The sequence below is a fragment of the Microbacterium sp. NFH-22A-Y genome, from assembly GCF_021401375.1.
In the GTDB taxonomy this organism is placed as follows: Bacteria; Actinomycetota; Actinomycetes; order Actinomycetales; family Microbacteriaceae; genus Microbacterium; species Microbacterium hominis.
Genome location: NZ_JACBGF010000004.1, coordinates 25648 through 36729 on the forward strand (window position 1 = coordinate 25648; position 11082 = coordinate 36729).

Annotated in this window: 12 protein-coding genes; 6 read left to right on the forward strand and 6 right to left on the reverse strand. The window is 70.4% G+C overall.

The genetic code is table 11. The annotated features are described in order from the left end of the window. Positions 1 to 123: 123 nt before the first annotated feature. On the forward strand, positions 124 to 690 hold the full coding sequence (locus L0965_RS14845) for a YceI family protein (protein WP_060959452.1): 567 nt from the start codon (positions 124 to 126) through the stop codon (positions 688 to 690). On the opposite strand, the gene L0965_RS14850 is transcribed toward L0965_RS14845, so the two are convergent. The 3 genes from L0965_RS14850 to L0965_RS14860 form a co-directional block, all read right to left on the reverse strand. Beyond that, complete coding sequence (locus L0965_RS14850; protein WP_101307252.1) at positions 656 to 1624, reverse strand: DMT family transporter; 969 nt, start codon at positions 1622 to 1624, stop codon at positions 656 to 658. The genes L0965_RS14845 and L0965_RS14850 overlap by 35 nt on opposite strands. 184 nt (positions 1625 to 1808) lie before the next feature. Further along, positions 1809 to 3107 (reverse strand): MFS transporter, encoded by a 1299-nt coding sequence (locus tag L0965_RS14855; protein WP_060959453.1) that lies wholly within the window; start codon positions 3105 to 3107, stop codon positions 1809 to 1811. Next, positions 3104 to 3325 carry a DUF167 domain-containing protein gene (locus tag L0965_RS14860; protein ID WP_060959454.1) on the reverse strand — a complete coding sequence of 74 codons (222 nt, stop codon included), beginning with the start codon at positions 3323 to 3325 and terminating at the stop codon, positions 3104 to 3106. Before L0965_RS14860 ends, L0965_RS14855 begins: the two co-directional genes overlap by 4 nt. Positions 3326 to 3461: 136 nt before the next feature. Between L0965_RS14860 and rpsO the strand changes: the two genes are divergently transcribed. The 3 genes from rpsO to L0965_RS14875 all read left to right on the forward strand — a co-directional run bounded on the left by rpsO (position 3462) and on the right by L0965_RS14875 (position 4983). Beyond that, on the forward strand, positions 3462 to 3731 hold the full coding sequence (rpsO, locus tag L0965_RS14865) for a 30S ribosomal protein S15 (protein WP_005048780.1): 270 nt from the start codon (positions 3462 to 3464) through the stop codon (positions 3729 to 3731). A gap of 132 nt (positions 3732 to 3863) precedes the next feature. Then, positions 3864 to 4493, forward strand: a complete 630-nt coding sequence (locus L0965_RS14870; RefSeq protein WP_101306590.1) for a hypothetical protein — start codon at positions 3864 to 3866, stop codon at positions 4491 to 4493. A 79-nt stretch (positions 4494 to 4572) separates the two neighbouring features. Further along, on the forward strand, positions 4573 to 4983 hold the full coding sequence (locus L0965_RS14875; protein WP_157553764.1) for an N-acetyltransferase: 411 nt from the start codon (positions 4573 to 4575) through the stop codon (positions 4981 to 4983). Here L0965_RS14875 and L0965_RS14880 read toward each other — a convergent pair. Both L0965_RS14880 and L0965_RS14885 read right to left on the reverse strand, forming a co-directional pair. Further along, positions 4980 to 5990 (reverse strand): isopenicillin N synthase family oxygenase, encoded by a 1011-nt coding sequence (locus L0965_RS14880; RefSeq protein WP_101306588.1) that lies wholly within the window; start codon positions 5988 to 5990, stop codon positions 4980 to 4982. The genes L0965_RS14875 and L0965_RS14880 overlap by 4 nt on opposite strands. 52 nt (positions 5991 to 6042) lie before the next feature. Next, positions 6043 to 7200, reverse strand: a complete 1158-nt coding sequence (locus tag L0965_RS14885) for an acyltransferase family protein (RefSeq protein WP_101306587.1) — start codon at positions 7198 to 7200, stop codon at positions 6043 to 6045. Positions 7201 to 7343: 143 nt separating this feature from the next. Between L0965_RS14885 and L0965_RS14890 the strand changes: the two genes are divergently transcribed. Both L0965_RS14890 and L0965_RS14895 read left to right on the forward strand, forming a co-directional pair. Beyond that, positions 7344 to 8540: an LLM class flavin-dependent oxidoreductase gene (locus L0965_RS14890; protein WP_198553714.1), complete on the forward strand. Its 1197-nt coding sequence runs from the start codon at positions 7344 to 7346 to the stop codon at positions 8538 to 8540. Continuing rightward, complete coding sequence (locus L0965_RS14895; protein WP_061782126.1) at positions 8537 to 9199, forward strand: FMN reductase; 663 nt, start codon at positions 8537 to 8539, stop codon at positions 9197 to 9199. The genes L0965_RS14890 and L0965_RS14895 overlap by 4 nt, the downstream gene beginning before the upstream one ends. 22 nt (positions 9200 to 9221) lie before the next feature. Here the strand turns inward: L0965_RS14895 and L0965_RS14900 are convergent, their stop codons facing one another. Continuing rightward, positions 9222 to 11075: a glycoside hydrolase family 15 protein gene (locus tag L0965_RS14900; protein WP_232783915.1), complete on the reverse strand. Its 1854-nt coding sequence runs from the start codon at positions 11073 to 11075 to the stop codon at positions 9222 to 9224. Positions 11076 to 11082: the final 7 nt, after the last annotated feature.

Here is an 11082-nt window from a genome sequence, read left to right on the forward strand (position 1 = left end):
GGGCGGATGCCGCGGCATCCGCCCCCGAGGTGTTCGCCGAGAGTTTTTTCATTCTTGGGAATACATACCCGGTCGACGTGTTGACTATGCGCAGACCGGTTCCCCCGACGAAGGACGACTGACATGACCGACACGACCACCACCGCCCCCGAGATCCCCGGCTACAAGGCCGGCACCTGGGTCCTCGACCCCGCCCACAGCGAGGTCACCTTCAGCCTGCGCCACATGATGATCTCGAAGGTCCGCGGCGTGTTCGGCCTGAAGAGCGCCACCATCGAGGCGCCCGAGAACCCCCTGGACGCCAAGGTCACCGCGACCGTCGACGTCGCCTCGATCAACACCAACGACGAGAACCGCGACAACCACCTGCGCAGCGCCGACTTCTTCGACGTCGCCCAGTTCCCGACCATCGAGTTCGTCTCGACCGGTGTCCGTCTCGACGGCGGCGACTTCCTCGTCGACGGCGACCTGACGATGCACGGCGTCACGAAGCCGGTCACCTTCACCCTCGAGTTCGGCGGGTTCGGAACCGACCCGTACGGCAACTACAAGGCCGGTGCGACGGCGACCGGTGTCATCAACCGCGAGGACTTCGGCCTGACCTGGAACGCCGCCCTCGAGACGGGTGGCGTCCTCGTCGGCAAGGACGTGACCATCACGCTCGATCTGCAGGGCGCGCTGCAGGCCTGATCCGATCCGATCGACGGCGGTCGTCCCCGGCATCCCGGGGCGGCCGCCGTCGTGGCATCCGCAGCCGGTTCTGCGCCAGGAGGATGCCGAGGAAGACGACCGCCGCACCGACCGGCTCGTGCCAGCTGACCTCTTCGCCGAGCACGAGCACGCCGAGTGCGACGCCGACCACGGGGGTGATGTAGGTCACGGTGGAGGCCGCCGTCGGCCCCCAGGCGCGCAGCGTGTTCTGGTTCCAGATGTAGGCGACCCCCGTGCCGAGACATCCCAGCAGGACCATGCTCCCCACGATCCAGGGATCGAGGGTGACGGGCGAGAGCGCGATCGCCGGGGCGATGAGCGTCATGAGGACGGCCGCGATGCCGATGTTGACGAACGAGAAGGCGAGGGGTGTCATGCCCGAGTCGCGGAGGAAGCGCCGCATGTAGGCGAGGCTGAACCCGTAGCACGCCGTCGCGCCGAGTAGGGCGAGCTGTGCCACGAGGCTGTGCGTGAGATCGAGCCCCGTCCACGGCGCGATGATCACCACGACGCCCGCGATGCCCACGACGATCCCGGTGATCTGGACGGGCTTCAGTCGTTCGACCCGGAACACGGCGGCCGCCATCACGGCCGTCATGATCGGCGTGGTCGCGTTGTAGATGCTGCCCAGACCCGAGGAGACGTGCTGCTCCGCCCAGGAGAAGAGCAGGAACGGCACGACGCAGAAGGTCACCGCGAGCACCGTCATGTGGCCCCAGACGCGCGCGCCCGCGCCGCGGACGGCCGGCAGGCGGTCTCGACGGGCGAGGACGAAGATCCCGAGGGTGAGCGCGCCCAGCACGAGCCGCCCCCACGCGACCTGCGCGGGGGAGATCCCCTCGAGGGCGACCTTCATGAACAGGAAGCTCGAGCCCCAGATGACGCCGACCAGCACGAACTGCACGGCGATCACCGACGAGGCGGGCCCTGCCCCGGGGCGCGGTGCGGCCACGGCGGCGGCGGGCGTGGAGACGGTCACGCGGCGACTCTAGCCGCGGCATCCGACGTCGGGACGGGTCCGCGAGCGTGACGTCCGAAACCCGCCGACGGCTGGCAGGAATGCGACGGCGCACCTCGCGCCCGTTCGGGCGCTGCGCTCAGGCGAGGGGGTTCTCGGCGTCATACGCGCGGAAACGGGGGCTCAACCGCGCGAGCGTCGCGACGATCGCGATGATCAGGATGCCGCCGACCAGCGGCGGGAACCACAGGGTCGTGATGGTCGCCAGCGTGCCCGCGTAGAGCGCGCCGACGCGCGGACCGCCCGCGACGACGACGATGAAGATCCCCTGGAGCCTTCCGCGCACGGCGTCCGGAACGGCGGCCTGGAGCATCGTCGAACGGTAGATCGCGCTCACGTTGTCGGCGGCGCCGGCCACCGCGAGCGCGACGCAGGCGGCGACGATCATCGGCACGTTCGCGTGCTCGGCATCCACCGTCGCCGGTGCGCCCAGCCCCACCGCCGCCAGCAGCAGCGCCAGGGCGAAGGCGCCGATGGCCCCGCCGTACACCTCGATCGCCCGCGTGATGCCGCGCCCGTGCCAGCGGTAGCCGCCGACCCGGCCGGAGAACAGACTCGACAGGAAGGCGCCGGCCGCGATGGCGGCGGTGAGGGCTCCGGCCGTCACCGGTCCGCCGCCGAGCAGCACCATGCCCAGGGCGGGGAACAGCGCCAAGGGCTGTCCGAACGTCATCGCGACGATGTCCATGACGAACTGCAGCCGGATGTTCGGGGCGCGCTTCAGGAAGGCGATGCCGTCCTTCAGCGACTCCAAGCCGGGTCGTACCGTCTCGCCCTCCGGTCGCATCGTCGGCAGCGTCCACAGGCCCAGGAACAGGCTCAGCATCAGGACGACGTCGAGGGAGTACGTCCACGCGTAGCCCGTGGTGGCCACCAGCACACCGGCCAGCGCGGGCCCGGCCATCACCATGATGCCGACCGTCACCCCCTGCAGCGCCGCGGCGGAGGGCAGCAGCTCGCGGGGGAGCAGGCGGGGGATGATGGCGGATCGGCTCGCCATCACGATCGAGTTCGCGGCCGAGTTGACGACGCTGAGCACGTAGAGCGACCAGACCGCCTCCTGCTGCGTCCACGCGAGGACCGCGAGCAGCAGGGTCGAGACGAAGGTGACCGTCGCCGCGGTGAGCGCGACCGTGCGCCGATCGAAGGCGTCGGCCAGCATGCCGCCGTAGATCCCGGCGAGCACCATGGGCACCAGTCCCGCCACCGCGATCATCGACACCGCGAAGGTCGATCCGGTCAGCGCGTACATGTGCAGCATGACGGCCATGATCGTCAGCTGCCCGCCGAGGCCCGACAGCGTCGACCCGATCCACAGACGGGCGAAGGCCGGGCTCCGCCGGAACGGCGTGAGATCGATCAGATGGCCGCCGCTCACCGGTCGACCTCGACGCGCTTGTGGCGCGAGGCGTGTCCGCGGAGGATCGTCACGTCGCGCGGCGGGACACCGAAGTGGGCCGCGAGGGCCCGCACGACGCCGTCGTTGGCCGCGCCGTCCACGGCGCGCTCGCGCACGAAGACCGTGAGGCCCTCGGCATCCTGCTCGACGAGGGGGCCCTTGCGGCTGCCGGGCTTGACGTGGACGGAGAACTGCACGTGACCGAGCCTACGAGTTTCCGCGACGGCGTCGGCGCTGGTAGACTCCTGAGGTTGCCGTTCGATCGGCCGCGGAGAAAGAGAGCCCACGCATCAGGCGTCGGGCGCCGCGCAACGAAGAGGAAGGGGATCACCTATGGCACTGGAAGCAGACGTCAAGAAGGCGATCATCGAAGAGTACGCGACGCACCCCGGTGACACCGGATCCCCCGAGGTGCAGGTCGCGATGCTGACGCAGCGCATCAAGGACCTCACCGAGCACCTCAAGGAGCACAAGCACGACCACCACTCCCGTCGTGGGCTGTTCCTGCTCGTCGGTCAGCGTCGTCGCCTGCTGGGTTACCTGCAGGACATCGACATCAACCGTTACCGCTCGCTCATCGAGCGTCTCGGTCTGCGCCGCTAAGGCTTCGCGCCCCCGCGTTCAATCGCGCAAAACATTCTTGGAGAGCCTCCCCACGGTGTGGGGAGGCTCTCGTCATTTCCCGGCCCGATCCGCTCCTCGTATGCTGATGCCACATCGAGAGGGGGTCGTACCGTGCACACCCGCAGGCGCACCAAGATCATCGGGATTCTGTTCGTTGTCGCGGCATCGGCCTCGATCATCCTGTTCGTCGCGATGCCCGACTCGGTCTTGCAGCAGGCGCTCGCCGCCGCAGCCACCGTCTTCGCCGCGGTGGCCATCTGGTTTCAGATCAAGGCCGAGAAGGACGTCGCGATCGGTGAGTTCATCATGAACCTCAACAACAGCTTCAACGACAACGCCTCCATCGGGAGGGTGTACGGACGGCTGGTCCGGGAGAAGCGGCTCGCGGACCGCGATCAGTACGACGCGATGGTGTACCTCACGTTCTTCGAAACCTGTTACCTCTTGCACGCTCGCCGGGTCGTGGATATCGCGCTCCTGGATGATCTGTTCGGATACCGCTTCTTCGTCGCGATGCACAATCCCGACATCCAGCGCATCGAGCTGATTCCCGATCGCTACAGCTACCGGAACCTCATCACCCTGTACGACATCTGGCGCGACCACGTACGGGCGCAGGGTCGGTGGGACGAGTACGCGTCGTCGACCGAACTGGAAGCGGCGTTGGGTGCGGAGTACGGCGGTCTCCTGCACTCGGCCGCGGGACGACGGAAGGGTGTTCGACGTGGTTCAGCTGCGTAGGCCGCATCCTGACGAGGCTCCGACGATCCATCGGCTGCTCGAGGAGGCCTCGAGGACCGAACCCGAGGGTCGTTTCATCGTGGATCCGCTCGACGTCGTCGCGCGTCACCTTGGCGGCCCGGACGGGTTCACGGTGGTCGCCGGCGACGGCGATCTCGTCGTCGCCGCGATGATCGTGCGGTTTCCTCGGGACGCCGAGGACAACCTGGCACGCGGTCTCGGATACGACGATGCGACCGTCTTGGCGGCTGCGCACATCGAGTCGGTCGCGGTCGCACCGTCGTACCGCGGCCGTGGACTGCAGCGGGCACTCCTGAGCTCTGTCGAGGAGGAACTCGTCCGTGACCACGTTCCCGTCGCGTTGGCGACGGTGTCGCCTGACAACGAGCCGAGTCGTCGCAACTTCCTCAAGGCCGGCTACGTCGACCTGGCACGCCGCAAGATGTACGGCGGTGTGGATCGGATCATCATCGGCAAGCAGCTCTCCTAGGCGCGAGCGGCCAGCAGGTCGGCGTGCCAGCGCTCGGCCACGTCGGGGTGTGCCCGCAGCCGGGACTTCAGCGCGTTCTCGCCGTAGAGGGCGTGGATGGGGTTCGTGGGGTCCTGCGTGACGCCGCGCGCCTGTGCGGCGAGCTCGGGGGGCAGCTCGATGAGCGGGAGACGGGCGTCGAGGGCCGGGTTGAAGAAGAACGGCACCGAGATGCGATCCTCGGGCGCGCGCGGCGATACGACGCGGTGGTTCGTCGCGATGAGGTAGCCGCCGGTCGCGTACTCGAGCATCTCGCCGATGTTGACCACGAACGCCCCCGGCACCGGGGGCGCATCCACCCATTCGCCGTCGCGCTCGACCTGAAGGCCGCCCTTGCCGGGCTCGACCCACAGCAGCGTGAGGACACCCGAGTCCTTGTGGGCGCCGACGCCCTGGGCCGGCTCGGGCGCGCTCGAGCCGGGGTAGCGGACGATCTTGAGCAGTGTCGACGGTTCGCCGAAGTGGTCGTCGAAGTAGTCCTCGGGCGCGCCCAGGGCCAGAGCCCACGCGCGCAGCAGCCGCCGGGCGACGCCCGTCAGATGCTCCTGCCAGGCCGACGCGACCTCGCGCAGCTCGGGCTGCGCCGCGGGCCACAGGTTCGGCCCGATGAGCCGTGCGAACGCCGGGGCGTCCGGGTCGTCGACGACATCGCGCTCGGGGCCGATGTCGATCTGCTCGCGCCAGTCGACCTTGCCCTGCGTGCGCTCGCCGCCGATGCGCGTGTAGCCGCGGAAGTGCGCACTGGTGACGTTCTCGATCGCGAGCTTGTCGGCATCTGGGAGGGCGAAGAAGTCCCGCGCGGCGCGGTGCAGCTGTGCTTCCAGCTCGCCGTCGACGCCCGTGCCGGTGAGGTAGAAGAACCCGACGTCGTGGGTCGCCGCCCGCAACTGCTCGCGGAAGAGGGCGGCCTGTTCGGGGCCGGCGTCGAGGAGGGCGAAATCGAGCACGGGCAGGTTCAGGTCGCTCATGAAGGCGAGGGTAGGCGGATGCCGGCACCCGCGCGCGCTGTGTTGCGCCCGGTTACCGCTCGGGCTCGCGGTGCGGTCGCGGCCGCGGGTCCTGACGGGGCCGGCGCGAGCCGGTGGGGTCGGAGCGATGGCCTTCGCGCCCGGCCAGCGTCGGGTCGGCGAACAGCCAGCGGGGGCGGGGCTCGACGAGCGGCCGGAAGACCGTGCGCACGGGCCGCGTCGCGAGGCCGAGCGCGATGACGACCGACAGGACGACCAGCGTCGGCAGCCAGAGCCACGTCGGCTCGGCGCTGCGCAGCAGACCGCTCTCGCGGAACGGGTACAGCACGAACGAGTGGAGCAGGTACACGTACATCGTGTAGCGCCCGCACGCCGTCCACCCGTACGCGCCGCGCGGGACGAGGGCGAAGAACGCGACACTGAGGACGAGCGCGATCGCCATCAGCGCCAGGCGCACCGCGGCCGACCACCAGGGGCCGCCGAGCGCGGCGTAGTCCTGGTCGTAGAACAGCCACTGGCGCAGGTCGACCGCCCGCCAGGTGTCGGCGAACAGCCACGCCACGGCGCCCGCCGCGGCGAACAGGGCGACGGCCGCGATCCGCGGACCCCTGCGGCGACGGCGGAGCAGGTCGAGCCGCTGCACGATCCGGTGGTGCGACACCCACCACCCGAGGGTGAAGAACGGGAGCAGGCCCAGCGTGCGCGACAGCGACAGGGTCGAGTCGACGTTGGGCCAGTAGCCGACGGTGAGGGAGACGGCGACGGTCCACGCGAGCGGCCACCGCAGGAGCGCGAGGTACGGCAGCACGAGCCGGAAGATGGCGAGCGCGAGCAGGAACCACAGCGTCCAGGACGGCTGGGTGAGGTTGGGGTTCGCCTCGCCCTCGACGAGCCACTTCGTCAGCGTCCACAAGCTTTCGAACACGACGTAGGGGGCGACGATGTCCGTCAGCACCCGGGCCATCTGCCGCCGCGACGGCCCGTCCGACGTCGAGAAGTAGCCGGAGATCAGGGCGAAGGCGGGCATGTGGAACGCGTAGACGACGAGGTAGAGCGCCAGCGCGGCGTCGCTGTCGTACGTGAGGCGTTGGATGGCGTGGCCCAGGACGACCAGCACGATGCAGGCGAAGCGGGCGTTGTCCCACAGCGGCACCCGCCGTTTCGCCGGGCGCGGTGCCGGGGAGGCGGGCGAGGGGACAGGGTCGGTCATCGTCTGGTCACCCTACCGGGGGTGCAGGACGGGGCGGGAATAACCTGGACAGCACCGCGTTGCACCAGATACATTCATTTGCATGTATTGGATGCCGAGGCATCCGGAAGGCGAAGGACACCGTGAACGAGAAGAGCCCGCAGATGCAGTTCGGCATCTTCACCGTCAGCGACATCACGCAGGACCCGACCACGGGCCACACGCCCAGCGAGGCCGAGCGCATCCGCGCGACCGTCGAGATCGCGAAGCACGCCGAAGAGGTGGGCCTGGACGTCTTCGCCCTCGGCGAGCACCACAACCCGCCGTTCTGGTCGTCGTCCCCGACGACCACGCTGGCCTACATCGCCGCTCAGACCGAGCGGCTCATCGTCTCGACCTCGACGACGCTCATCACGACGAATGACCCGGTGAAGATCGCCGAGGACTACGCCATGCTGCAGCACCTCTCGGGCGGCCGCATGGACCTCATGCTCGGTCGCGGCAACACGGGCCCGGTCTACCCGTGGTTCGGCAAGGACATCCGTCAGGGTCTGCCGCTGTCGATCGAGAACTACGCGCTGCTGCACACGCTGTGGCGTGAGGACGTGGTCGACTGGGAGGGGAAGTTCCGCACGTCCCTCCAGGGCTTCACCGCGACCCCGCGGCCGCTCGACGGCGTCGCGCCGTTCGTCTGGCACGGCTCGATCCGCACGCCCGAGATCGCCGAGCAGGCCGCCTACTACGGCGACGGCTTCTTCGCGAACAACATCTTCTGGCCCGCCGAGCACTACCAGCGCCTCATCGGCCTGTACCGCCAGCGCTGGGAGCACTACGGTCACGGCGCCCCCGAGACGGCGATCGTCGGCCTCGGCGGACAGGCGTTCATGGCGAAGAACTCGCAGGATGCCGTGAACCAGTTCCGTCCGTACTTCGACAACGCCCCGGTCTACGGTCACGGCCCCTCGATGGAGGACTTCACCGAGATGACGCCGCTGACGGTCGGCTCGCCCCAGCAGGTCATCGACCGCTACGCGGGCATGCGCGACATCTTCGGCGACTACCAGCGCCAGCTGTTCCTCATGGACCACGCCGGACTCCCGCTGAAGACCGTGCTCGAGCAGCTCGACTTCCTCGGCGGCGAGGTCGTGCCCGCCCTGCGCAAGGAGTTCGCGAAGGACCGGCCGGAGAACGTGCCCGACGCGCCCACGCACGCCTCGCTCGTGCGCGCCGCGTACGGCGACGGCCCGGCACGCCAGGCCACCCCGCGCGCCAACCGCGGCGACAACCTCAGCGGCCCGTCGCCCTATCAGGACGCGCCCGCGCCGGCCGGCGCCGCGTTCGGTGTGGGGGCGACCCGATGAGCGCCCGGCGCATCGCCGTCGTCTCCGCCGGCCTGTCCAACCCGTCGTCGACCCGCATGCTCGCCGACCGTCTCGCGGCCGCGACCGTGACGGCGCTGGGGGAGCAGTCGGGACCCGACGGCGCCCCTATCCAGGCCACCGTCGATACGATCGAGCTGCGCGATCTCGCGCACGACATCACGAACAACCTGCTGACCGGCTTCGCGCCGCCCGCGCTGGAGTCGGCCATCAACACGGTGGTCTCGGCCGACGCGCTCATCGTGGTCACGCCGATCTTCTCGACGAGCTACTCGGGCCTGTTCAAGTCGTTCATCGACGTGCTCGATCCCGACGCCCTCACCGGCATGCCGGTGCTGATCGGGGCCAACGCGGGAACGGCGCGGCATTCGCTCGCGATCGACTACGCCATCCGCCCGCTGTTCGCGTACCTCCACGCCGAGACGGTCTCGACCGGTGTGTTCGCGGCATCCAGCGACTGGGGAGCCGCCGCCGATCAGGTCGCACCGCTGAGCTCGCGCGTCGAGCGCGGCGCCCGCGAACTGGCCGAGGCCGTCGCGCGCCGTCAGCCCGCCGGCAGCGGCGACCCGTTCGACCCGGCGAACTACCTCGGCGAGGGACGCTCGTTCGGCCACCTGCTCGGCGGTCTCGCCGGCGAGTGAGCCCGCCCGTCGACGCCCCCGATCACGCTCCGGCGCGGTCGGGGGCGTCGCCGTGCGCCGCCTCGGCGCGGGCGAGGGCGGATGCCGCGCGCACCAGCGCCAGGTGCGACAGCGCCTGCGGGGTGTTGCCGGCCTGGCGTCTGCCGGCCACGTCGTACTCCTCCGACAGCAGGCCGACGTCGTTGGCGCGCGAGCAGGCACGGTCCATGAGCGCGCGGGCGTCGTCGAGCCGGCCGCTCGCGGCGTACTGCTCGACGAGCCAGAAGGAGCAGGCGAGGAACGGGTTCTCGGTGCCCTCGAGGCCGTCCACGCCGGACTCGGTCCGATAGCGCAGCACGAGGCCGTCGACCATCAGCGTGCGCTCGATCTCGGCGACGGTGGCCAGCATCCGCGGGTCGTCGGCGGCGCAGAAACCGACCACCGGCAGCAGCAGGAGCGACGCGTCGACCGCATCGGTGCCGGCGTGCTGCACGAAGTGCCCGCGCGCCGACACGCCGCGCCGATCGATGTCGGCGCGCACGCGATCGCGCAGACGCTCCCACCGCTCGTCCGGCCCGTCGAGGCCGAACTCGCGCACCGACCGGACGCCGCGGTCGAACGCCGCCCACACCATCGCCCGCGAGTGCGTGAACAGCTGCGGGTCGCCGCGGATCTCCCAGATGCCGTTGTCCGGCTCGTCGATGCGCTTCTCGGCCCGGCGCAGCAGGGCACGCTCGAGCGGCCACGAGATGTCCGACTGCTCGATGCCCGCCTGCCGGGCCGCGAACAGGCAGGTCATCACCTCGCCCGTGACGTCCGCCTGGTACTGCCCGGCCGCGCCGTTGCCGATGCGCACAGGGGCGGCGCCCCGGTAGCCGGGGAGGCTCTCCAGCTCGCGCTCGGCGAGGTCGCGCTCGCCCGCGATGCCGTAGACGATCTGCAGGTCGGCGGGATCTCCCGCGATGGCCCGCAGCAGCCACCGCTGCCAGTGCTCCACGACGTGCGCGAAGCCCTGTCCGAGCAGCACCTCGATCGTCAGGGACGCGTCGCGCAGCCACACGAACCGGTAGTCCCAGTTGCGGCCGCCGCCGAACTGCTCGGGGAGGGACGTGGTCGGTGCGGCGATGATCCCGCCGGTGTCGCGGTGCGTCAGCGCGCGCAAGGTCAGCAGCGAGCGCACCACGGCCTCGCGGTGCGGGCCGTGCACGTCGATGCGCTGCGCCCACGTGCTCCACCAGTCGCGGGTGCGGGCGAGGGCCGCGTCGACGTCGAGCGGCTCGGGCGCCGGACGGTGCGAAGCGTGCCAGGTGAGGGTCAGGTCGCGCCGCTCACCCGACGAGACGCGGAACGCACCGCGGTGCAGATGGTCGGTGGCCGTGAGGGCGGCGCCGCGCAGGACCACCGCATCCGGGCCGGCGATGGCGGTCAGCTCGGGCGCCTCGGCGGTGCCGGTCTGGCGCACCCAGGGCAGGGCCCGCGCGTAGTCGAACCGCAGCCGCACGCGCTGCTCGAACTCCACGCTGCCGGAGAGGCCGACCACGCGCCGGACGAGGTCGGTGCGGCTCGCGGTGTCGAGGTGGTGCGGATCGACCGGGAGGCAGTCGTGCACCTCGGCGACACCGTCGGCGCTCTCCCAGCGCGTGACGAGCGTGAACGTCTCGCCGTCGTAGCGCCGCGTGTGCTGCGCCTGTGGATCGGTCGGGCGCAGCATCCACTGCCCGTGGTGCTCGTCGCCGAGAAGCGCGGCGAACACCGACGCCGAGTCGAAGCGCGGCAGGCAGAGCCAGTCGATCGACCCCGATCCCGACACCAGCGCCGCCGTGCGGCTGCTGCTCAGCAGCGCGTAGTCCTCGATGGGCGCGGGCGAGGAGTCCGATCCTGGAGGTGCATCTGCCACGCAACGA